20 protein-coding genes are annotated in these 22,687 nt (G+C 40.7%); 1 reads left to right on the forward strand and 19 read right to left on the reverse strand.

Annotated features, from left to right (window positions below; genetic code table 11):
• Positions 1-93: 93 nt before the first annotated feature.
• The 5 genes from prfA to B4G94_RS13890 all read right to left on the reverse strand — a co-directional run bounded on the left by prfA (position 94) and on the right by B4G94_RS13890 (position 5,214).
• Positions 94-1,167 (reverse strand): peptide chain release factor 1, encoded by a 1,074-nt coding sequence (gene prfA / locus B4G94_RS13870; protein ID WP_104385093.1) that lies wholly within the window; start codon positions 1,165-1,167, stop codon positions 94-96.
• 98 nt (positions 1,168-1,265) lie between these two features.
• Positions 1,266-1,595, reverse strand: coding sequence for a DMT family transporter (locus tag B4G94_RS13875; RefSeq protein ID WP_108636081.1), 330 nt, complete (start codon positions 1,593-1,595; stop codon positions 1,266-1,268).
• A gap of 73 nt (positions 1,596-1,668) precedes the next feature.
• Positions 1,669-2,250 (reverse strand): Crp/Fnr family transcriptional regulator, encoded by a 582-nt coding sequence (locus B4G94_RS13880; protein ID WP_181390653.1) that lies wholly within the window; start codon positions 2,248-2,250, stop codon positions 1,669-1,671.
• Positions 2,232-2,987 carry a UDP-2,3-diacylglucosamine diphosphatase gene (locus B4G94_RS13885; RefSeq protein WP_108636079.1) on the reverse strand — a complete coding sequence of 252 codons (756 nt, stop codon included), beginning with the start codon at positions 2,985-2,987 and terminating at the stop codon, positions 2,232-2,234. The genes B4G94_RS13880 and B4G94_RS13885 overlap by 19 nt, the downstream gene beginning before the upstream one ends.
• A 58-nt stretch (positions 2,988-3,045) precedes the next feature.
• Entirely contained in the window at positions 3,046-5,214 is a 2,169-nt protein-coding gene (locus tag B4G94_RS13890; RefSeq protein ID WP_286859582.1) for a M1 family aminopeptidase, read from the reverse strand.
• Between the two features lie 215 nt (positions 5,215-5,429).
• Between B4G94_RS13890 and B4G94_RS13895 the strand changes: the two genes are divergently transcribed.
• On the forward strand, positions 5,430-7,553 hold the full coding sequence (locus B4G94_RS13895) for a prolyl oligopeptidase family serine peptidase (RefSeq protein WP_286859583.1): 2,124 nt from the start codon (positions 5,430-5,432) through the stop codon (positions 7,551-7,553).
• A 122-nt stretch (positions 7,554-7,675) separates the two neighbouring features.
• On the opposite strand, the gene B4G94_RS13900 is transcribed toward B4G94_RS13895, so the two are convergent.
• The 14 genes from B4G94_RS13900 to ccsA all read right to left on the reverse strand — a co-directional run bounded on the left by B4G94_RS13900 (position 7,676) and on the right by ccsA (position 22,660).
• Positions 7,676-8,914, reverse strand: a complete 1,239-nt coding sequence (locus tag B4G94_RS13900) for a thioredoxin family protein (RefSeq protein ID WP_286859584.1) — start codon at positions 8,912-8,914, stop codon at positions 7,676-7,678.
• 199 nt (positions 8,915-9,113) lie between these two features.
• A complete protein-coding gene (locus B4G94_RS13905) occupies positions 9,114-10,352 on the reverse strand; it encodes a thioredoxin family protein (RefSeq protein ID WP_108636075.1) in 1,239 nt (412 codons plus the stop codon).
• 113 nt (positions 10,353-10,465) lie between these two features.
• Entirely contained in the window at positions 10,466-11,653 is a 1,188-nt protein-coding gene (locus B4G94_RS13910) for an aminopeptidase C (protein WP_165305552.1), read from the reverse strand.
• A 200-nt stretch (positions 11,654-11,853) separates the two neighbouring features.
• Entirely contained in the window at positions 11,854-12,906 is a 1,053-nt protein-coding gene (locus tag B4G94_RS13915) for a TerC/Alx family metal homeostasis membrane protein (protein WP_108636073.1), read from the reverse strand.
• Positions 12,906-13,877: a polyprenyl synthetase family protein gene (locus B4G94_RS13920; protein ID WP_165305553.1), complete on the reverse strand. Its 972-nt coding sequence runs from the start codon at positions 13,875-13,877 to the stop codon at positions 12,906-12,908. Before B4G94_RS13920 ends, B4G94_RS13915 begins: the two co-directional genes overlap by 1 nt.
• 50 nt (positions 13,878-13,927) lie before the next feature.
• The gene (locus B4G94_RS13925; RefSeq protein WP_108636071.1) at positions 13,928-14,491 is read right to left on the reverse strand and encodes a DUF3109 family protein; all 564 of its coding nucleotides are present in this window, start codon (positions 14,489-14,491) and stop codon (positions 13,928-13,930) included.
• 5 nt (positions 14,492-14,496) lie between these two features.
• Entirely contained in the window at positions 14,497-15,282 is a 786-nt protein-coding gene (locus B4G94_RS13930) for a DUF3108 domain-containing protein (protein ID WP_165305554.1), read from the reverse strand.
• A 95-nt stretch (positions 15,283-15,377) separates the two neighbouring features.
• Entirely contained in the window at positions 15,378-15,923 is a 546-nt protein-coding gene (locus tag B4G94_RS13935; protein ID WP_165305555.1) for a DUF2480 family protein, read from the reverse strand.
• A 64-nt stretch (positions 15,924-15,987) separates the two neighbouring features.
• A complete protein-coding gene (locus B4G94_RS13940; RefSeq protein WP_286859589.1) occupies positions 15,988-18,093 on the reverse strand; it encodes a peptidylprolyl isomerase in 2,106 nt (701 codons plus the stop codon).
• A 354-nt stretch (positions 18,094-18,447) separates the two neighbouring features.
• A complete protein-coding gene (gene lptC, locus B4G94_RS13945) occupies positions 18,448-19,071 on the reverse strand; it encodes an LPS export ABC transporter periplasmic protein LptC (RefSeq protein ID WP_108636117.1) in 624 nt (207 codons plus the stop codon).
• 4 nt (positions 19,072-19,075) lie between these two features.
• Positions 19,076-20,401, reverse strand: coding sequence for a hypothetical protein (locus B4G94_RS13950; RefSeq protein WP_165305557.1), 1,326 nt, complete (start codon positions 20,399-20,401; stop codon positions 19,076-19,078).
• Between the two features lie 176 nt (positions 20,402-20,577).
• A complete protein-coding gene (locus B4G94_RS13955; protein WP_108636067.1) occupies positions 20,578-21,561 on the reverse strand; it encodes a DUF6427 family protein in 984 nt (327 codons plus the stop codon).
• Positions 21,562-21,581: 20 nt separating this feature from the next.
• Positions 21,582-21,791, reverse strand: a complete 210-nt coding sequence (locus tag B4G94_RS13960) for a CcmD family protein (protein WP_108636066.1) — start codon at positions 21,789-21,791, stop codon at positions 21,582-21,584.
• A 200-nt stretch (positions 21,792-21,991) separates the two neighbouring features.
• Entirely contained in the window at positions 21,992-22,660 is a 669-nt protein-coding gene (gene ccsA, locus B4G94_RS13965) for a cytochrome c biogenesis protein (RefSeq protein WP_165305559.1), read from the reverse strand.
• Between the last annotated feature and the right edge of the window lie 27 nt (positions 22,661-22,687).

The following is a 22,687-nucleotide window of genomic DNA, read 5'->3' on the forward strand; positions in this document are numbered from 1 at the left end:
AACCAGCTGAACTACCAGACCTCAACCCTTCTCCTCAGAAGGTGTGCAAATATAGCGTTTGTTTACGTATCTGCAAAGATTTTTTGAAAAAAACTAGTCTACTTGACCGTCTTTCATCTTCTCCGCATTCTCTGCAAATTGTAATGCGTCGATAATTCCTTGAATATCACCGTCCATAATCGCCGGTAGGTTGTACATCGTCATACCAATACGATGCTCTGTTACGCGACCTTGTGGATAGTTATAGGTACGGATTTTTGCTGAACGGTCACCTGTGGACACCAAAGTTTTTCTTTTTGCAGCAATATCACCGTTCTTTTTGTTCAGTTCAAGTTCATAAAGTTTGTTACGAAGCATCTCCATCGCTAACTCACGGTTGGCCAATTGGGAGCGTTCTACCTGACAAACGACGACAATACCTGTTGGTTTATGTGTCAATTGTACTTTTGTTTCTACTTTATTGACGTTCTGACCTCCGGCACCCCCCGAGCGGGATGTCTGTAATTCGATATCACCCGGATTGATTTCAACATCCACATCTTCTGCTTCTGGCAATACGGCAACTGAAGCTGCTGATGTATGTACACGTCCTTGTGTCTCTGTATCAGGAACACGTTGTACGCGGTGTACACCAGACTCATATTTCAATTGACCATATGCATCTTCACCGATTACTTTAAGAATAACCTCCTTATAACCACCTGAAGTTCCTTCGGTAACGTCCATCACCTCATTGCGCCAGCCTTTTGTTTCAAAATAACGAGTGTACATACGGTAAAGGTCACCGGCAAATAGAGCTGCCTCGTCACCGCCCGTTCCACCACGGATCTCGATAATGGCATTTTTGGCATCCTCAGGATCCTTAGGGATCAGCATCAAACGGATTTCTTCTTCTTTTTCCTCTTTTTCAACCAATAAAATATCCAACTCTTCCTTTGCCATCTCACGAAGTTCCTGATCCTTCTCGTTCATGATGATGTCTTTATTGGTATCAATATTACTGACCATATTTCTATAAATATGGTATTGATCCACGATTTTGCCCAAATCTTTGTATTCTTTATTCAATTTGGCAAAACGTTTCATATCTTGCATGGTGTCAGGGTTGCTTAACTCAGCTTCCACTTCTTCCCATCTTTCTTTGATCGCTTGTAATTTATCTAACATATATCAAAAATGCTTCTTCTAGGAATTTATGACCTAGATTACTATTGAGAGTACAAAAGTAAGGAAATTTTGTTGCTTTTGAACTACCTAGCCAGCTATTAATGAGAGGAAACTGCTTTTAGTCCAACAATGGAAGCAATCAGCGTGAAAATAAAGAATATGCGCCAGAAATCTGCCGGTTCTTTAAAGAAGATAATACCCATTAAAACCGTTCCGACAGCACCGATACCTGTCCATACAGCGTAGGCTGTTCCGAGCGGAAGTGTCTGCGTTGCTTTGATCAACAAGCCCATACTTGCAAATAGGAAGACAACAAAGGCTCCATACCAGAGCCATTGCTCACTGCCCTCTGCATCCTTGGCTTTTCCCAGACAGGTTGTAAAACCAATTTCACATATTCCGCCAAGAATTAAAAATACCCAGTTCATATATCTGTTTTTTTGTTTCAGGAACAAAGGTCTACGTTTTTCCGCAGAATAATTTTAACAAATGTTAAAAATTTTAAAGGATATTTGCCCGGATGCGGCTGAGGGTCACTTGGCTAACGCCCAGATAAGAGGCAATGTAACCAAGTTTGATCCGTTGTATATATTGAGGATATTTTTCGAGCAACTCGGCGTATCGTTCCTGGGCTGTATTAAAAAGTTTGGACATTGTGCGCTGCTCCGCTTTGATAAATTCTAGTTCAGCCATTTTTCTGCCCCAGTTAGCAATGGCAATGTCGCTCTCATAGAGCATAAATAGCTTTTTCTGGTCAATTTTGTAAACTATGCTGTCTTCCAGGAGGTCGATGTTTTCGTAGCCCGGTGTGTCATGCACATAACTGTTCATCGAGATTAAAGTGCCGCCGGGAGAGACAAAGTCCAATGTGATCTGCCGGTCTGCAGTTTCGTAATAGACACGGGCTAATCCGGAAGCCAAGAAATAAATATCTTTCTGTATTTTATCTTGCCGGATCAATACACTATTCCTTTTGCAGATAAGTTTTTCACTGATCTGTTCCAGCCGATCAATGCTCAGAGGGTTGAGAAAATGGTAACCCTGGAAGCAGTCTGCCAAAGAAATTACAACTTTTTCGCCCATTTTTCTAAACGTAAAGTTTCCCCATCCCATACGGCGTAGGTATAATAATTGATCCATTCACCCAAGTTGACAATACGGCTTTCAGTACCCAGTTGGACATCGTAGGGAAGGTGCCTATGACCAAATAGATAGAAGTCGTGATGTTGTTTACGCTCGATTTCTTTGGCATAACCGATCAGCCATTCCTTGTCTTCGCCTAGGAATTTTTCATCTTCATTATTGGAGAGTCTGCTATGCTTGGACCATCGGGTGGCGATGCCTATCCCTAGATTGGGATGCAATCGGGCAAATAACCATTGGCAGAAACGACTCCGAAATACTTTCTTGAGCAATTTATACTTGTAGTCCCCGGAGCCTAGTCCATCCCCATGATGGATGTAGAAAAGTTTATTGTCAAGTTCAAGCTCCAGTTCATTGGCAATGATCTGCGCATTTAACTCCTTTTTGAGGTAATCAAACATCCACATATCGTGGTTGCCCTTAAATAAAGTGATCGGGATACCCAGGTCGGCAATTTCTGCCAGTTTGCCCAAAAAGCGGATGTAGCCTTTGGGTACTACGGTCGCATATTCAAACCAAAAATCAAAAATATCGCCAACAAGGTAGAGCTGTGCTGCGTCGACTTTGATTTCGTCGAGCCACTGAATAATTGCCTGTTCTCTTTCGCGCGAGTGCTCCAGTGGATAGGATCCAAGGTGGAAGTCTGAGGCAAAATAGATTTTTTTTCTTGTTGACATGTGCCCAAATCTAAAGAAAATGGAAGCGAATACAAAATTCGCTTCCACAATATATTTTTTACAATTTGGACAGATCTGTCAGGAGGGATTTCAAATATTCCGAAGCCTCGGGATCTATATTCTTGGCAGCCTGCTGGAGTTGATCAGGATAGGCATCCTTAATGGCCATGAGTGAACTTGCGATGACCATATAAGACTGATCTTTAATTCCGTTAAACAATAAATTTTTATACTTTTTGTCTTTGATTTGTCCCAGCTTCCGGATCGCAGAAGCACGTACGACCGAGACGGTGGATTTTTCAGCCAATGAAGCGATGATGTTCCCAGTAGATTTCCTAACTTCAGGATCGGTTGGATCGGTGCCCTGAATGGCCATCGCTATCAGGTCAGCATCCTTATCAGCCAATGCCTGTGTCAGTAGTTCCCTTCCGGCTGTTGTTTTTGGATTTTTCATCGCAAATAGTAACGCGGTAACACGGTTGGTAAAAGATGGTGCATGTTTATATTGATAAAGATAGTCCGCGTCGCTTTTGTCGATCCGGATCTCGCCGACAAGCGTTTTTTCGGGATCGATATCAATAAATTCAAGAGGACTGGCCAAGGGAATCGTCAACTTCGTCGCCCGTTTGTTGAGCTGTATCGTTTTACGGATTTTGCCTTCTTTGGTATAGACGTCAATGGTGAGTGGCAATTGGAATGTTTGAACACTTGAATCTTGTACTTGATCGATGTTGAGGACAAGTGTATTGTTCTCATTTTTGCGTGTCACGTTGAGGATCGGATGGCCGCCTTTGTAATACCACTGGTTAAAATAAGGAGCCCAGTCTTTACCGGTAACTTCTTCCATCGCCAGACGTAATTGCTGTGGCTCGCCGGTTTTGAAAGAATTTTCCGTAAGGTATTTTTTGAGTGATTGATAGAACGCTGTATCGCCCATCTGTTCTTTTAAGGCGTATAATATCAACGAACCTTTGGCATAGCTGATATTATCAAACATATCTTCTTTGTCGTGGTAGTAGTAACGTGCAAGTGCCGGACTATTACCGTTCTGAGTTGATTTGAGGTACGACTGTAACTTTTCGAATCTTGATTTATCCCCTTTTTCTTTGCCACCGTCATGCTCATGCCAGATGACCTCGCCAAAGGTTGCGAAAGATTCGTTCATCGTTAGGTTGGACCAGGATTCGGCGGTAACCAGATCACCAAACCATTGGTGAAACAGCTCATGGGCAATGGTGCCTTCTTCATTTTCATCCAAAAGTTCTCTTTTGGTCTTTTGCACATGCTCACCATGTAACGTCGCCGTGGTGTTTTCCATGGCTCCGGAGACATAATCGCGACAGACGATCTGCGCATATTTGTTCCAAGGATAAGGAACTCCCAAGGTTTTGCCATAGAAATCCATCATGGCTGGGGTTTTACCAAAGATATCTTTGGCATAAGGGGCATACTTCGGTTCCAGGTAGTAATCCACAGGAATATTATTGTATTTATCCCGGTAAATCTGAAAATCTCCTACGGCCATCATAAAGAGGTACGGCGCATGGGGAAGATCCATTTTCCAGGTATCGGTACGTGTTCCGTCGTTGTTTTTATGCTGGTTGACCAAAGCTCCATTGGACAGACTGACATAATTATCCAGTACAGTCATTGAAATTTCGGCCGTCGTCTTTTGGTTAGGGCGGTCAATGGTTGGGAACCAGGCAGACGAAGCCTCTGTTTCGCCCTGTGTCCAGATCTGTCGGGGTTTATTCGGCGTCCCTTCGTCGGGATTAATAAAATAGAGTCCTTTAGCATCATTGATTGCCGCACTGCCCTGTACTTTGAGTAGGTTCGGTTTGGCGGTATAGTCCAGGTATATGGTGTATTTTTCGCTTGAAAGATAATTTCGGTCCAGTTTGATCAGAAGAGAATTATCGTCGTAAGTATATTTTAGGGGAACGAGTTGCTGACCATTGACCAGTGCGATTTGTTTGATATCCATGCCCTTGGCATCCAAGCGCAGTGAATCTGTCGGATAGAAATGCGGCTGTAATGTGACCCATTCTTTCCCGTTCAAAAATTGATTTTTATAGTCAAAACGGACATCGAGTTTGGTATGGACGAGGTTGTTGACCTTAGTGGGGGTAGCACGATATTGCTGATCTTCCGAAAGCTGCTGCGCTTGACTCATACCGATAGCAGAAAGGGTAATGGCCAAGTAAAGGAAAGCGATTCTTTTGCGCATTGTTGAATATTTAAAAGATTTAAATAAAGCTAAAAAAATTTCAGCTGATGTAAAAATAAGGATTCTGAAAATTTCATCAGGATAAGATCCGGCCTTTGGTCTGAAGACGTGAATTATTGTTCAATATCCCCTGATAATGACATTACTTTAAACTATCGTTATGAAATCTGAAATTATATTTGTTATTTTTGGGTGAAACAAGTATAAAGTTTTTTATGATAAACAAAAAAATTGGTCTTATCCTGATGATGATCGGTATGGCTGGTACAGCAACTACTGTTTGTGGACAACAGTTGAAATATCCAACGACGAGCAAAGGCTCTGTCGTAGACGAATTCTGGGGCGAGAAAGTAGCCGATCCCTACCGTTGGTTGGAGGACGATCGGTCAGCAGAAACTAAAAGTTGGGTCCAAGCCGAAAATAAAGTCACTTTTGATTATCTAAATACCATTCCTTTCCGGACAAAATTGAAAGAGCAATTAACGGAAATCTGGAATTATGAAAAAATAGGCACTCTTTTCAAGGAGGGGGCATATACCTATTTCTTTAAAAATAATGGACTTCAGCAGCATTCCGTACTTTATCGTAAACAAGGTGAGAATGGTGTAGAGGAGGTTTTCCTTGATCCAAATACCTTTTCAAAAGATGGATCGACTTCTTTGGCCGATGTTTCTTTTTCAAAGGACGGAAGTCTGGTTGCTTATTCGATCTCTGAGGGCGGTTCGGACTGGAGAAAGGTGATTGTGTTGAATGCTAAGGATAAAGCGCCAGTGGGAGAGACGCTTGTGGATGTGAAATTCTCAGGCATCGCCTGGAAAGGAAACGACGGATTTTACTATTCGAGTTATGACAAACCCAAGGGGTCTGAACTGTCGGAAAAAACAGACCAGCATAAATTGTATTACCATAAGCTCAAAACAGCACAGTCTACGGATCAGCTGATTTTTGGCGGTTCGGCAACGCCGAGACGTTATGTGGGCGCTTCATTAACGGATGATCAACGCTATCTGATTATCTCTGCAGCCAATACAACTACGGGGAATGAACTTTATTACCAAGATCTGAGTAAACCCAATAGCAAAATCATCTGCCTACAGGATCATTTTGATGCAAATACAGGCGTAGTCGATAATATCGGGGATACTTTTCTATTGGAAACAAATTATAAGGCGGCCAATAATAGATTAGTCAAAGTAGATCTGAAAAATCCGGCCAAAGAAAACTGGAAAGACGTGATTCCGGAAACTGAAAATGTACTTTCAATCAGTACTGGTGGTGGTTATTTATTCGCAAATTACCTGAAAGATGCTGTCTCGGTTGTGATCCAATACGACTATACCGGTAAAAAAATCAGACAGATCGAATTGCCGGGTGTAGGAACCGCAAGTGGTTTTTCGGGCAAGAAAAAGGAAAAAGAGATCTACTTTGGTTTCTCGAATTATATTACGCCTTCATCAAGCTATAAGTTTGATGTCAACTCGGGACAATCGACGCTCTATATCAAACCGAATGTCAAGTTTGACAGTGATCAATATGAATCGAAGCAGGTGTTTTATACTTCTAAGGACGGAACGAAAGTGCCCATGATTATTACGTATAAAAAGGGCATCGCTCTGAACGGTAAAAATCCAACAATTGTATATGGTTATGGTGGTTTTAATATCAGCCTGACACCATCTTTCAGCACTTCTGTTGCGGTTTGGCTGGCAAATGGGGGTGTATATGCTGTTCCAAACTTACGCGGTGGTGGCGAATATGGTCAAAAATGGCATGATGGTGGAAGACAGTTCAACAAGCTGAATGTATTTAACGATTTTATCGCTGCGGCACATTATCTGCAAGAGAATGGTTATACTTCACCCGAATACACGGCATTGTCTGGTGGTTCCAATGGTGGTTTGCTCGTTGGAGCAACAATGACCATAGATCCTAAGGTTGCCAAAGTCGCATTGCCGGAAGTGGGTGTCTTGGATATGTTGCGTTATCATACATTTACCGCTGGCGCAGGCTGGTCATATGACTATGGAACAGTTGCGGATAGTAAAGAGATGTTTGACTATCTGAAAGCCTATTCACCCGTGCACAATGTGAAAGCAGGTGTTTGTTATCCGGCAACCATGGTATTGACCGGCGATCATGATGACCGCGTTGTGCCGGCACACTCTTATAAGTTTGCATCCGAATTACAGGCCAAACAGGCTTGTGATAATCCCGTATTGATCCGTATCGAAACAAAGGCCGGACATGGTGCTGGCCGATCTACCGAGGTGCTGATCAATAGTACAGTTGATAAATATGCTTTTGCGCTCTGGAATATGGGGGTCAAAGAATTGAAATAAGGATATCGGGAGGAACTATCCACAGCTTGATTTCGTTGTCGATCGCGCTTATCCGAAGACAATAAAAAAGTCCAGATCAACATGCTTGATCTGGACTTTATATTTTTATTTGGAGACAAGAATTATTCCCAGGTTTTCTCGCCTTTTTTCATTTTTTGCAGCGTTGCTACATAATCCTCTTTTTTATCATTTGCTGTCAAAAGTGAGATCGCTTTCTCCTGTGTTTTGATAGCCTGATCTTTATCACCTAGACGATAAAGAAGATTTGCAAAGGTATCCAGATACATTGGTGTATCCTTTTCTTTCTCAAGCGATAATTTGCTCCATTCCGAAGCTGCTTTTAAACAAGCGGGGTCATCACAGTTTTCAAAAATAGACCAAGCCATATTGTTGAGTTCCATCGCAGTGATCGTTGAACCGTATTTGGCAATATACTTGTTAAAACTGTCTCTCAATCCAGGATAGTTTTTGGTATAAGAGAAATAACGAGGTTGCATTTCCAGACTCGCTTTTTCGGTATTGACCGTTGGGTATTTCTGAGCCAGTTCTTTTTCGATAGCAGCAAAATCCACGGCTTCTTTAGCCTGTATTTTGGTATTGACAGCTTCACCGATCAATAGTTTAGCTAAGAAATCATTTGCTTTAACCTTCTCACTGATGGCGTCAAACTTGGCTGGGTTATCTTTTATTAAGTTAAATGCCTTTGAATCCTTAATACTTGCCGAAGAAAGCAACAACTCGACATTGTCTTTGGTAAAGATCTGATCCGTTGATAGCGAAGCCAATACAATGCCTTCTGCTTTTGCCTGTGTTTCCTTATCATAGGCATCTTTTGCTGCCGCAGCCATGGCTTTTGCAATCGTTATATTTTTGGGGTCAGCATTGAATTTTGCCAATAGGGTTTCATATTGCGTATTTGGGTCAAGCGCTTTTTGGGCTTTAGCGATAAAAGCATCTGCTTCTCCGCCACCGACAATCCGATGGACAAGATTGCCCTTTGAATCGAAGATCAGGAATGTAGGATAGGCTCTTACTGTATAATCTTTGGCAAAACGATCTGCTTCTGCATACCAGGATTTTATTTCCTCGCTGTCGTCCTTGGTTTTATCCATCTGGATTTTGGCGTTGATAAATTTGGCATTGAAGAAATCTCCTACTTTTGCCTGTGGAAAGATTGTACTTGCCATATACTTACAGGGACCGCACCAGGTGGTGAAACAATCCACAAAAATAAATTTGTTTTCTTTGGCCGCTTTTTCTTTTATCTGATTCCAATTGAGGCCATGCTCAAATTTTACACCTTCACTTTGCGCAAATAGGAGTGTTGGAACCAGGAATAACATTAAAATTAACTTTTTCATAATCCGTTGATATTTAGATGTTAATTTACGTAATTAAAATTGCGATCAAGAAAAATATTGTAAAAAAAATTAATCAAGGAGTTTACTATTTTGAGGCATCGATGGATGCATCGGTCTAATTAAAACCCGGATCAATAAAATAAGGCAATGCCTCTACGACATTGCCTTATTTCAAGCGCGGGATCCCTGAAGGCGAGCTCTAATTTTCCCAGGTTTTTATCCCTTTGGTCATTTTGTCCAATGTCTCCTGATAGATCGGTCGATCGTCGTCACTGGCCATTTCGATCGCTTTATTTTGCCACTTGATCGCCTTGTCTTTTTCACCTTTTTTATACAGTAGGTTGGCATATGTGTCTAAGAATGCAGAACTGGGATCCTCTATAATCGATTTTTTACTCCAGCTGATCGCTGCGTCGATACATTCAGGATCACTGCTGTTATTAAAGATCGTCCATGCAAAGGTGTTTAATTGATGGGCCGTAAAGTCCTCTGACGATAGATAATCATTGATGGTATTTTTCATGGCCACATAATTCTTGACCTGAAGATAATAGTGTGCCTTGATCTTTTTAAACATGGGGACGAAGTCTATGTCCGGATATTTTGCGGATAGCTCGCTTTGGTAACTATCCCAATTGGGCTCGTGTTTGGCGTCTATTTTAATTTGGAAAAGCTCATTGACAACGACGTTTGCCAGTGTACGGTTGGCAATTCCCGGAGATTCCAGCAGAATATCTATTTTTTCCTTATTGTTGCGAATCAGGTTAAAAGCTTTTGAATTTGTAAACTTTGCCGCAGCCAATAGAATATGTACATTTTCTTTCTTAAAAAGCTCGTCGGTGCCCAAGGAGTTGGCTAAAGTATTCTCTGCTTTACGGGCGGTATTCTCATCATAAGCGATATTTGCCGCTTTTAACATCTGTTTGGCCGTGTAGATATCCTGAGGCCTTTTTTCGAATTTTTTTAATAGGGTATAATACTGTGTTTCTGGATACAGTCCGTCCGATACATGTTCGACAAACTCAGGGGCATCGCTCGCACCAACAATGCGGTGTACAGCTTCCCCGTTTGGATTGAAGATTAAAAAGGTCGGAAAGGACTGGATATTGTACTCATTGGAAATGGCACGGGCGTCAGCGTACCATTTCTTGACAGCAGCATTGTCCGCTTCGGTGGAGTCCATCTGAACCCGGACACTGATAAAATTTTGATTGATGGGCTCACCAACCTGTTCCAAAGGGAAAATTTCATTACTCATGTATTGGCAAGGGCCACACCAGGTTGCAAAAAGTTCTACGAAGATAAACTTATTTTCTGCCTTCGCTCTTTCTTTGACCTGTTTCCAACTTAATCCTTCTACAAATTTCACCCCTTTGGTCTGGGACTGTGCTAAATTCCCAAATAAAATTGCAAGGCATAATGTGATTATACTTCTCATACTCACTGAACAACTAGATTTATAATTTATGTTTAAGTTATCAAATTAATCTGAAAACAAAAACACCTCTGAAAGATTAATTTCAGAGGTGTTTTAAAGGATCTTTAAATCGCTTATTTGATATTTATCTTTGATTTTAAATCTTTGGTCAGACCGTCTTTATGTAACAGTAAAGAAGTTGTTTTGTAGCGTACAAATTCTTTGGAAGCATACAGATATCCTTTGTAATCATTGGATGTTCCCCATGAATTTTTAACAATATAGTATTCTTTTCCGTTTTGATCTTTCACCAGACCTACGATATGCATACCGTGATCGTCTGTTGTTTGCCAATTGTCGAAAGCTTTCTGGCGCTCCTCTGGCGTAATTTTCATTTCTGGTTTAGGACCTACAAACATGCTGGCTTTTTCTTGCTCGCTCATTTGTTCGAATGGTTTTTCCGGTACATAAGCAACACCGTTTTTCCAGGAGAATCCTTTTTCTGACACGTCGGTTGCCCAAGCAACAGTGTACCCTTTTTGTAATGCGTTATCGATGATGTCCGTTAAATCGTTCATTTTGACGTTATAAAAACGGTCAAATGACCAGTTGTCGGGAATTAACAGAACAAATTGGCTGTAATAAGGGTGGTCAGTAACTGAGGCAATGCCAACATAATCATCGGGATTGATACCGATAACCTGGTCTGCGAATGTACGTGGCGTATATGATTTACCGTTGTAATCGAATTTTTCAGGAACTTCACCTAAGTAAGAGTCCATTGCTGCCGTATAGGCTTTTTCCCAGTTTGGAGTCAAAGCTTTACCTTTTACAATCGAACCTAACATCGCGTCGAGCATGGAGGTCATTTCACCGAAGTTATTGCGTGTGCTGCCGTAGTGAAGACCAGTATAGGCCGATTGTGGCATCGTACCATATTTGCGGAATGAATTCAGCACATCGTGGAATTGACCGCCTTCGCCCAGAGATAATCCGCCATGAAGACGTACATAAGTACGTGCTTTATCTAAATATGTATTACGTGCTGTATATATCTGAGAGATCTCCACAGGTTTTTTACCCATACGAATCATCTCGGATTCTAAAAACGAGTTTCCTGAATAAGACCAACATGTACCTGAAGAACCTTGATCCTTGATCGAGGTGTTACCTAAATTGATAACTTCTGTAAATGTAAATCCGGATTTGCTATTGTCATTTTGATTTGCTTTTAAGGCATTGATCAAATTGTCCTGTGCTTGTACTTGGAATGAAGCTGCAAAAAGAGACGCGGCTAGTACAATCGATTTATTCCAATTCATTTGTTAGTATTTTGTTAATTTAAAGTGGTGCTAAATTAAATAAATTAAATTTAGTAAGGTAAATTCCTCTGTAAAATAATTGTTCTTAAAAATAGGCTGTAATTCCGTCCTTATTCTAGGTTGGATTATAGGCGTAAAAACTAGGCTTAAATTATTGAAAAGCAAAGGGTCGTAATTTTTACGACCCTTTGCTTTTATGTTTATTCGGCAATTTCTTTATGCTTAGGAAAGAGCAGCGAAGCAATAATGCTTAAGGCAAGTATACTGATGATCACAATCAGGGAATGCGTCGTTGTAAAGCCAACTTCTGCCAGCCAGTGATGCAATAACATCTTCAAACCAATAAAGACTAATAAAAATGCTAAACCAACTTTTAGATATTGGAACTTATGAATAATATTTACCAATAAGAAGAACATGGAGCGTAATCCAAGGATGGCGAAGATATTCGAGAAGAATACCACATACGGATCTTTGGTCACCGAGAAAATAGCTGGGATAGAATCCACGGCGAAAATAAGATCGGTAAATTCAATCACTAACAAGACCAAGAATAGCGGTGTCATGTATTTTACGCCATTCTCGATATGGAAAAAATGACCACCATCCAATTTTGGTGTTACCTTAAAATATTTAGAGGCAAATTTGACCACCGGGTGGTTTTGCGGATCGACTTCTTCCTCTTGGTTGCGGTTGATAAACATCTTGATACCAGTGAAGACTAGGAAGGCACCAAAGACATATAGAATCCAGCCAAATTTAGCGATCAGGGTTGCTCCGAGGAAAATAAACAGGAACCGCATAATGATTGCGCCCAAAATACCCCAAACCAAGACTTTATGGTAATAGCGCTCAGGAATTCCAAATGAGGTGAACAGGAGTACCATCACGAAAATATTATCCACTGAAAGTGCATATTCAACCACATAACCTGTCAAATATTCCAACCCCAGGTTTTTATTATAGACGTCTAAACTTGCCGCCAGATCGCCGGGAATAATTTTGATCTCGTGGTGATGTTTGGTGATGACCTCTTGTAGATGATTTAAATCATGGATATTATGCAATTCAAATCCATAGTGGCGTAGTAGCCAATAGAAGCCTAAAGAGAACAATACCCATACTGCGCTCATAATTGCTGCAGTCTTTAAGCTAACAGGCTTATCACCCTTGGAGAATAATCCAAGGTCAATGGCTAGCATCAGTGCGATGAAGATTAAAAAACCTCCAAAAAACATTAATTCGTGACTCATTATTTTTTTCTTTCTGTTGTATATTTTACCAATTGTAATAATCCTTCTTTGTATTCGTTATCAGGGAAATCCTCCAGGATCCGAAAAGCATCTTGTTGGTATTCCAGCATTTTGTCCGTTGCGTATTCCAGTCCACCGCTGTTGCGTACAAAATCGATGACTTCAGCAACCTTTTTCGGATCTTCATTATGGTTTCGAACCAGATTGATGATCCTCCGCTTTTCGCTGGAACTTGTCTGATTTAAGGCATGAATCAAGGGTAAAGTCATCTTTTTCTCTCTGATATCATTGCCGAGCGGTTTGCCTACATCATCTAATCCAAAATCAAACAAGTCATCTTTAATCTGAAACGCAATGCCAATTTTTTCACCAAATTGATGGAGTTTCTCCACAGTCTCTTGATCCGCATTGGATGAAGCCGAACCGCAGGCACAACAGGATGCGATTAACGAAGCCGTTTTTTTCCGTATGACTTCAAAGTAAATGGATTCTTCAATGTCCAGCTTGCGGGCCTTTTCGATCTGAAGTAATTCACCTTCACTCATTTGATCGACTGCTTCTGAAACAATTTTTAACAGGTGATAATCCTGATGTTTTACAGAAAGCAACAAACCTCTTGAAAGCAAGAAATCACCGACCAGCACGGCGATCTTATTTTTCCATAGTGCATTGATGGAAAAGAACCCCCTACGTTCATACGAGTTGTCAACAACATCATCATGTACCAGTGAAGCTGTATGTAATAATTCGACCAAAGCGGCTCCCCGGTAAGTCGATTCATTAATCCCATTGCAGATGCCCGCTGAGAAAAAGACAAACATTGGCCGCATTTGTTTGCCTTTGCGTTTGATCAGATATTGCGTGATACGGTCCAACAATGGTACGGAGCTTTTCATAGATGCTTTGAATTTCTTTTCAAAAGCCTCAAGTTCGTGTATAATAGGGCGTTGGATCTCTGTTAATTTTGACATGAATTGGAATGAAATACCAAAAAAGTTAAAGCTTAAAGATAGTAATTTTGTTACAACTCGTCGACTGCCCGCTCAAGATTTTTGTACCATTCTTCGCCATAGGTGCGGATCAGGGGATCCTTTAGAAATTTATAGACTGGCACCTGAAGTTCCTTTCCAAAACTACAGGCATCTTTACAGATATGCCAGCGGTCGTAATGAAGTACGTCAAATTCTGGATAATGCGTCGTCCGGATAGGATAGAGGTGGCAGGAGACTGGTTTCCGCCAGTGAACTTCGCCAAGCTCATAAGCTTTCTCGATCGCACATTTGGTAATGCCATTTTCCCAGGTGACATAGGCACATTCTTTGTTGCCATCAACACATGTTGTGGTTAGATCACCATCTACATCGACGACGTATTTGCCTTGTTCTTCGATGGCCTCGATACCCTTCTCTGTCATATAGGGTTTTACCTTCGGATAGATCTCCTCCAGAACGGCCTTTTCGCTTTCCAGTAAAGGTGCACCCGAGTCCCCCTCGATACAACAGATTCCCTTACATTTTGATAGATTGCACACAAAGTCATTATTGATCAGATCTTCGTGTACCAACACATTTCCTACTTCAATCATTCTATTTATTTTGAGTAGCTTGCTTTTTGGCCCAATTTATATTTTAGTCCGCTTGCTTCCAGAAGTTCTAACGTGACAGAGCCAATTAATATATCGACATTGGCCTTCACTGGAATGCGGTTACCATCGTTGGTTACCCAAAGGTATAGCTTGCTATTTTTTTTAAAGATACGTCCCGGTTTAATTTCGGGACTGAATTTAAGGCACTCCAATGTACCCAATTCGGTTTTTATTTTTTCGACTCCGATATACTGTATGCCCAGTGTGGCAATTTCGTCATTCAGAAAATAGGTCAGTTTAAAGGATTCCCCGGGCTTTACCGAACTTAAGTCCAGATTGCGGGCAAAGTAGTAGGAGGACAGCAAATCAAAGGTCTGATCCACCTTGGATGTAAATGTTCCTTTATTACCAACCACTGTATGTGTATCCTGATTGAAACGTACTTTATCGTTCCTTCTGTAACCACCTTCACGGATGTTTTCCGTATAGTAGTAAGGCAAGAATGTCTTACTATTGATATACGAGTTGTATTCGTTTCTTACAGTATAAATGGCAAATGCTCCCGCTGTTTTACCTGCGGCATACAGATGAAAGGAGGGATTCCCAAATCCGTCTTTCGTATCACCGACAGTCAACGTTCCCGTTGCCGCGGAAATTATACCATAGCGGAGTTTGTACTTTAATTTCTCTCCACCTTTAAATGCCGATTCCTTTAAATGGGGTAAATCCTGAGCGAAAACTGTACTTACAAAAACTGATAAGTATAGGAGCAATGTCGATATAAGTTTCATGTACGTAAGTTTACGAAAATTGTTTGAAAAGAAATGTTAATTTCATCAGAATAAATTGTCTTTTTAAGGTGATGAAACCCACATGAGCCAGTAGCTTATACTTGTTTGTCAGCTGCTTTTGGCGCTTGAGGACTTCTTTTAAAAACTGGAACTGTTGAACAGGGTTCTCCGTACATAATACTTTTAGCTACTTTGCTAAGTTTTATCGTGAACTGAACAAATGACGATTCCGGAATGAAGGTGTCTCCACAGCCCTTCACGACCACCCGTTGATCGCGAAACTGCTCCATGTCAATTTGGTCAATAGCGGCGGCGTACTGTATGCGTACGAGCTCATCTAAATCTCCGAAGATAACAGCCGCGGCATAAGGCTCTAGCTTATTTGCCAGCAACATATAGGCCCATGTGGGCACAATAGCATCAGCAGTACAGGTGATGGCAACATGTTTGTCGGTATACAGTGACCAATCATGTGTTTTGATGAATTCTCGGAAATCTTTTTCCCGTAACATCAGACCATGGAACAAATTGTCCTTGATATCATATAGGACATTGTCGGTCTTCGGATGATAATCCGCCAGATCAACGGTTATTAATCCACTTTGCGCAACTTTATTGACAATATTTGTTTGAATTTCCATAGTTATTCTATCAAAAAAAAGCCGGACGATAATTCGTCCGGCTACAAATTTACTTAAAAATCTTCTAAAAGAATTTCACTCTATTGTCAATGATTTCAGCTTTGTCCTGCAATGCGCGGAAAATAGATCCCCAAGCGCGTTGTGCTTTAGCTGCAAGCATTTGTTTCTTTTGTCCGTTGATGTCAGAGATTGCTGATGGATTTGTGAAACCATTCACCTGCACGACATAAACACCTGTGTTTCCTTCAATTGCTTTCGAAGGTTTATTTGGTTGAAGACCAAATACAGTACCTACTACCGCATTTTCCAGGGCTACACCCGGAATAACAGGGTTGGCAAATACCACATTCTCCACATGGATAGCCGATTTACCCACTTTTTGAGCCACTTGGTCAATTGAAGAAGCTCCAGCTAAAGCTTTGTCAAATCTTTCTTTTAAGACTTTAGCTTTAACCTTATTTTTAACTGCAGGCTCGATGTCTTTTTTCACCGCGTCCAAAGAAAGTACCCCTTTCGGTTGTACATTTACTAAGCTCGCCAGGATATAAGAAGTTTCAGTTTCAAAGACTTTGTCTGAAACATCACCTTTTTTAGCTTCAAAAGCCCATTTTATCAAATCACGTGGCGCTTCAGTACCATCAAGCACATTGTCCATTGCTGTAACACGCGATGCTGTACGAGCTTCTAAACCAAGTTTTTTAGCCTCTTGCGCGAAGTTTTGTGCAGTAGCTGCAGATAAGAATGCTGTCGCTTTGCTATGTGCATTGTTTAAAGTTTCTTTGCCGCTGTTGATAACCTTGTCGATAACCGCAACTTTAGCGTATTTTGCAGTACCGATCTGTTTCTCGATTTTGATGATGTGTACGCCAAACTGGGATTTTACCACTTTAATGTCTCCGGTTTTACCTTCAAATACGGCTTTTTCAAATTCCGGTACCATGCGGCCTCTTGTAAAAGTACCCAGCTCGCCACCATTTGTTTTACTGCCCGGGTCACTGCTGAACTGAACGGCCAGTGCTGCGAAGTTGTCTCCTTTTTGAATTAAGCCTTTGATTGAATCAGCTTTTGCCAACGCTTTGTCAACACCACCTTCTGCCGTAGCATCCAATAGGATATGAGAAGCTTTTACTGAATCCGGACCAACCACTGTTGAAACCACTTTCGCAATTTCATAAGCACCATTGCTTAAGAATGGACCTACCGTAGTACCTGTTGCTACGTTAAAGACAACTGAATCTAGTGAAGGGCTCAATTGACCTTTTTTTACGTAGGTGAATGGGTATTTGTTATCTGAATTGATGGAAGCAAATAGTGAGTCATCCTTCGCAACAATAAGATCTTGTTTTAACTTGTCGATTGCTTCTTTGACAGCTAATGAATCTTTTGCAAGAGGTTTTGCATCTACAGTAACGTATTGGATCGCACGTGTTTCCTCTTGTGTTTTGAACATGTTTTTATGCTCATTATAGTATTCCTGGAAATCCGCATCAGTTACTTTAGCTTCAGCATCTTTTACAGAAGCGTAATCTAAAAGAATGTATTTGAAGTTGGCCAATTTATTGCGTTCTTGGTATTCTTCGTTAGCTTCCAATGAAGTTACGTAAACACTGTTCGAAAGCAATTCGCCATACTTGCTGCTTAGGCGTTCGTCTCTTACACCTTCAAGTAGCACTTCCCATTGCTGGGCCACCGCTTGGTTACCGGATGTATTCATTTGACTTATAAAAGTCATCAATTGGCCATGGTCAAACTGTCCTGTTTGTGGATTGGTAAACGCCTGTACGATCTGAGGAGAAGGATTTGGTCCTTTTACTAGATCATTTAATTCATCTTTACCTACTGTCAAACCGATTTTTTCAATCTCTTTTTTCAAGATCTCTCTGGATAGGAATTGATTCCAAACCTGTTGTACGGCATAAGTTCTCATTTGAGGAGTAACTGCACCGCCCATTTGTTGTTTGAACATTTCTTCGGCCTGTTCCACTTGTTGGTTGAACGCAGGATACTCAATTTCTGTTCCGTTGACTTCCCCTACACGATTTTGATGTCTCGCCCAAAAAGGGGCTCCTCCTCGAACGACATCGCCTAGTAAAAATGCTAAAATTGCGATAGCCATCGCTGCGGTCAAGATGACACCAGCTTTGTTACGCAAAAAGCCCATTAATCCCATAGTCTGCTTATTGTGTTTATATTGTGTAAATACTTGTATTTCGTTAATTTATGCATAGCATAGCAAAATGCGGTGCAAGATACAATTTTTATAAAAAAAAACGGAATATTTTCCTGAATGTAATAAAACAAATTTGAAAACTATTTGTATTCTGCTGTTTTTTATTACAAAGTTTATGATCAGGTCAGCATAATCTGCTGTAAGCCATCTGTAGCAGCGTGATTTGCTTGTCATAGCCATCTATTGCTCATGGGGCTTAACTCCCATTCGGAACGTTGTTTTCCGGCCTCATATAAGCGATGGGGAAAAGTAGCGGTGCAACAATACCTGAAACAAATAAATAGCAGGGGCAGTTTATCTACCTATTGATGGGAATAAACTGTTGTCTTTAATAATGACGACACCAGTGGCGTTCTGTATGTTGGCATGCAGTAAATCCTTGTCAGACGTAAATGATGATCCTGACAGGTTACCACGTTGGTCCTTAAAGAATGCTGTGACTGGTAGATTATTGTAAAAAGTCCTATTGGGGTCTTTTGCACCTTCGTCATAGACGATTTCCTCCGTTTTCAGAATAGATCCATCAGCCATGGTCACAACCACATTTTTGGTAAAGATCGTTGTTTTTTCTTTTTCTCTCCGGACGGCATGGTCAGAAGTAATACGTTGGGTTTCCTTGAGGTTTTCATCATAAAATATGATTTTTATACTCTTTGGGAACTCATAGATTTCAGTGCTATCGTGTTTGATTCGCATTTCGGGGGCCGTGAGGTTGGCTTTGACCCGGGTTGAATCACTATAGATGATATCCACATGACGTGAGATATCCACGGCTTCCTCTTTTTTTAGATTAGCGATCCGGTCAACTTCCTTTAGGTCCGGCTCACAGGAAGTCAATAAGAGCGCCCCTAGCAAAAATAGAATTACCAGGGGCGATATATTTTGAAATATGGATCTTGCGGATACTTTGCGTACCATGATTTTAGTCAATTGGGTTTCTTCTAAACCAACGGTCATTGAGCGTAAAGCCAATATTGAAGTTGATATAACGTTCCCGTAAGAGACCATTGGCTGCTTTTCCCATCTGTCCGAATTCTGCCGATAAATTGACTTTTGAAAATGCACCTAAATATAGCGTTCTAGCTAATGGTAATCCCACACCTACAGTCACAGCCATATCATTGATGTTTTCGCCGGCCTGAAAATACTGTGTTTTGTTGTATCTGAATCCAAGACGGTAGTCTACCTGTTTTAAATAGTTAAGAGACGATTTGTCCGGAGTCAATTGTCCACCAAGAGCTACACCATAATTTTTACGGAGTCTATTTTCACCATTTCTGACCTGAAATCTTGACCAGTCTGCATATTTGAAATCTGCCCCAACTAGCCATTTGCCATTTCGAGCAAGTGTAACCCCCACATTGTGTTTTAACGGAAGAGTCAGATGCCTGCTGATTCGGTCAGACATATAAGTCGTATCTATCGGAATATTTTGATTGTCCGGATCAGATGATGGAGCGGTCCTTGTGTCGATAATTGTTGTGCGTTCCTTGATATCGTTGTTCAGTGATCCTGAATAACCGAAGCTCAATACATGCTCTTTACCTAGAGGTTGTTCATATTGTAAACCGTAATCAAAGATAATACCTTGGATTTCACGCTTATTTTGGCGTTGCGGGTTTAAAGCTCCAGAGGTGACCGGAAATTCAACACGGCTATAGTCATTTAAGGTACCGAATAAGTACGACATATTCGCACCGATGCTCAACCCTTTGTAAACACGTACACCCCATCCGGCGTAAGCTTTTGTCAGACCGCCTTCACCGGTAAATACCTTGTTATAGATTTCGGAATTAATACCCTCCTGCGAACTTGTGCGGTAACCCACATCTGAGAATGGCAATATACCCATACTGATACCGCCGAACTTCTTCATTGGAAAAGTCATCGTGATGTGGCTAAAAGCAAAATCAGCGGTATTGTCCGCTCTGGTAGTGGATTTGAGTTGTGTATAGTTTCCATATAGACCTGCATCGAAGATACTCACTCGTGCTGCAGAGTAAGAGGCAGGATTGCTTGGGTTGGTATTATATACCCCGTCAAATGTACGGATACCTGTATTAATTCCCCCCATAGCTCTGTACTGAGGCAATAAATCTTCACGGATCTGACCTATTCCCAATTGAGAATATGGCGAAGCTGATGTTGTTTTTTGGGCAAATGCGGTAGTAGAACTAGCTAAAATTCCACCTGCTAACAACAGTTGGAGTGATTTATTTCTTAGAGAGCTTATAAAGCGTTTCTGCATGGTCAACCTATAAAATTGAGAAACTAATGTTTATTTAGTTTTTGTGAAATCTTTGAGTTTTTTGACTCCTGTAATTAAATGTTCTTTGCTTTTATTCGCATACAAAACTATTCAATTTTTGTGAGCTTGTTAAGCCGATTTTGTTAAAAAAGGTTAAACATCTGTTGTACAGTCGTTTAGAAAAATTGGAAGTAGATTATCGTTAATACAATAATGGCGTAAACAACTTCAAAAAACCATTTCTTTTTGGCATAGGTGAAGTAATAGGCCATATAAATAGCGATTGGGGGGGCACAGAGTAAAAAATGGGCTTCTGTTAGTTTCTTGTTCCAATAGAAAGATGCCACGGCCAGACATAACATGAAAAACAACAGTTGGAAAGATTTCCGGATGTGCACGATGCTTTTGAAAAAATTATCCTTGAGGATCAACAGGAAAAGGATCAGTGTAAAAAGTATCGGGACCAATACGAGGTAATCAAACAATTGAATCCGTATGGCAGTTGGGAACTTATACGTGAATGGCAACCATATGGTGTAAAATAATTCCATTTTACCTACCCATAGATAGATGACGGCGAGTATAAAATAAACTGTGACCAATCCCAAAAGCGGTGTGATCCATTCGCGCCAATTGAATGGTCTGAATATAAGCAGACTTATCCACAGCAAGAAGAACATGCTCAAAAAAGGAAAATAAATCAGACTTCCTATGCCGACAATCATACCCAAGTCAAACATTTCTGCTTTCACATCGGTCTGACGATACAAAGAAAGCAATTTACTCAGCATCCATATTGAAATAAAGTTACAGATGAGCGTAGGGGACAGCACCAGAAAAGGTAAAAATAAACTGGCCAATGTCATGTACATCAAAGCAACCAGAAAACTAGGTTTTCCGAGCAGGTTGAAGTGGCTTGTGATCCGGTTAAGTATGGTTGCCTGAAAAATGGTCAGAATGAGCGTGATAAAGACATTGGTTGCCGGAGATAGATTGATTAAATTGTTTTCCCCCAATAGATTGCCAAGCGCCGGTTCAAAAATAACAGAATCCAGTTTATCCGGAAGGTGCAGGAATATGCCGAGGCATAATACAAAACCCACAAAGGATAAAAATAGGATATTTATTGGTGTATAATTTCTGAACTGACTTATAATCATGGTATGTGATTGATAGCTGACTATTTATTCTTTTTTTCCAATTTCGTAATGCGGCGATCGAGCAAGAAAAGAAAGAAGGCCAAACCTAAAAAAATGACCAGCATCACGAGCACAACCACATAGATTTTGCCCTCACTACGTAATCCTGTTGCCATATCAACGTCATCCTGAGCGAAGGTGCTTACAGTTGATAAGATTAATAATGCAATTGACAATGTTATTTTTTTCATCCTATTATTTGTCTTTTAATGACTGATGAGTAATCGGGTAAATCTCCGGTTTCATCAGAATTTTATTTTTGATCAGTGTTATCGCCATTTGATCCGCTATAAACAAAGGGCTTATGCTTATTTTTCAGTTTTATTTCATGAGCTTAGGACTTATTGTCCTAATGCCTATTTTAAGTCAGTTATAGCCTGTTTCTATTATTTTATGAATCGATTTCCTGCTCTTTTCTTTCCAATAGACGCACCCTGTAACGCATCGAACAGATCCAAAAAGCAATCATTGGCCATCCGATCATTGCAGCATAGAATGTCGGGCGGAGCTCGTTGCTCATTTGTAGCTGGCCAAAGGTAGCGTTGCCACCGCTTCCGGGATGAAGAGAATCTGTCATTTTTGGAAGAATATAAAGCAATACAATAATGATCGGAAATGCAAAGATATTATAGACAGCAGATATTTTCGCCCGTTTCTGCTCTTCTTCGAGTGCATTGCGGAGTACGAGATAGGCCAGGTACATTAATGTCGCGATTGCCGAACCATTTAACTTGGGATCATTTGGCCAAGGCTCTCCCCAGGTGATGTTGGCCCACAGCATTCCCGTTGCCAGGCCAAAAAAACAAAAGGTAATACCTGTATTTACGGCTTCTATGGCCATTAAATCGTATTCTTGTTTACCTGTATTAAGGTATTTGACACTATAAATAACAGAAATCAGGTACATCACAATCATCGCAGACCACATCGGAACATGGAAATAGACATTACGGATACTTTCGTGAAGGATAAATAGGCGGGGGACAGGGCCTAAAAGACCATTGATAATGACTGCGCAGATAATCAGAACAGCTAATATTTTCCACCATTTTTTTCTCATGGTAAATTGAATTTAATGTGTTTCAAT

The organism is Sphingobacterium sp. UBA7625 (assembly GCF_002484085.1).
GTDB classification, from domain to species: Bacteria; Bacteroidota; Bacteroidia; order Sphingobacteriales; family Sphingobacteriaceae; genus Sphingobacterium; species Sphingobacterium athyrii.

What these genes read in the sequence shown, in the direction of transcription:
- B4G94_RS13950 (WP_165305557.1), bottom strand. Translation starts at nt 20,401, where the DNA reads ATGCAGAAACGCTTTATAAGCTCTCTAAGAAATAAATCACTCCAACTG.
- ccsA (WP_165305559.1), bottom strand. Translation starts at nt 22,660, where the DNA reads ATGAGAAAAAAATGGTGGAAAATATTAGCTGTTCTGATTATCTGCGCA.
- lptC (WP_108636117.1), bottom strand. Translation starts at nt 19,071, where the DNA reads ATGGTACGCAAAGTATCCGCAAGATCCATATTTCAAAATATATCGCCC.
- B4G94_RS13895 (WP_286859583.1), top strand. Translation starts at nt 5,430, where the DNA reads ATGATAAACAAAAAAATTGGTCTTATCCTGATGATGATCGGTATGGCT.
- B4G94_RS13925 (WP_108636071.1), bottom strand. Translation starts at nt 14,491, where the DNA reads ATGATTGAAGTAGGAAATGTGTTGGTACACGAAGATCTGATCAATAAT.
- B4G94_RS13915 (WP_108636073.1), bottom strand. Translation starts at nt 12,906, where the DNA reads ATGAGTCACGAATTAATGTTTTTTGGAGGTTTTTTAATCTTCATCGCA.
- B4G94_RS13905 (WP_108636075.1), bottom strand. Translation starts at nt 10,352, where the DNA reads ATGAGAAGTATAATCACATTATGCCTTGCAATTTTATTTGGGAATTTA.
- B4G94_RS13955 (WP_108636067.1), bottom strand. Translation starts at nt 21,561, where the DNA reads ATGATTATAAGTCAGTTCAGAAATTATACACCAATAAATATCCTATTT.
- prfA (WP_104385093.1), bottom strand. Translation starts at nt 1,167, where the DNA reads ATGTTAGATAAATTACAAGCGATCAAAGAAAGATGGGAAGAAGTGGAA.
- B4G94_RS13885 (WP_108636079.1), bottom strand. Translation starts at nt 2,987, where the DNA reads ATGTCAACAAGAAAAAAAATCTATTTTGCCTCAGACTTCCACCTTGGA.
- B4G94_RS13920 (WP_165305553.1), bottom strand. Translation starts at nt 13,877, where the DNA reads ATGTCAAAATTAACAGAGATCCAACGCCCTATTATACACGAACTTGAG.
- B4G94_RS13935 (WP_165305555.1), bottom strand. Translation starts at nt 15,923, where the DNA reads ATGGAAATTCAAACAAATATTGTCAATAAAGTTGCGCAAAGTGGATTA.
- B4G94_RS13880 (WP_181390653.1), bottom strand. Translation starts at nt 2,250, where the DNA reads ATGGGCGAAAAAGTTGTAATTTCTTTGGCAGACTGCTTCCAGGGTTAC.
- B4G94_RS13890 (WP_286859582.1), bottom strand. Translation starts at nt 5,214, where the DNA reads ATGCGCAAAAGAATCGCTTTCCTTTACTTGGCCATTACCCTTTCTGCT.
- B4G94_RS13910 (WP_165305552.1), bottom strand. Translation starts at nt 11,653, where the DNA reads ATGAATTGGAATAAATCGATTGTACTAGCCGCGTCTCTTTTTGCAGCT.
- B4G94_RS13960 (WP_108636066.1), bottom strand. Translation starts at nt 21,791, where the DNA reads ATGAAAAAAATAACATTGTCAATTGCATTATTAATCTTATCAACTGTA.
- B4G94_RS13900 (WP_286859584.1), bottom strand. Translation starts at nt 8,914, where the DNA reads ATGAAAAAGTTAATTTTAATGTTATTCCTGGTTCCAACACTCCTATTT.
- B4G94_RS13940 (WP_286859589.1), bottom strand. Translation starts at nt 18,093, where the DNA reads ATGGGATTAATGGGCTTTTTGCGTAACAAAGCTGGTGTCATCTTGACC.
- B4G94_RS13930 (WP_165305554.1), bottom strand. Translation starts at nt 15,282, where the DNA reads ATGAAACTTATATCGACATTGCTCCTATACTTATCAGTTTTTGTAAGT.
- B4G94_RS13875 (WP_108636081.1), bottom strand. Translation starts at nt 1,595, where the DNA reads ATGAACTGGGTATTTTTAATTCTTGGCGGAATATGTGAAATTGGTTTT.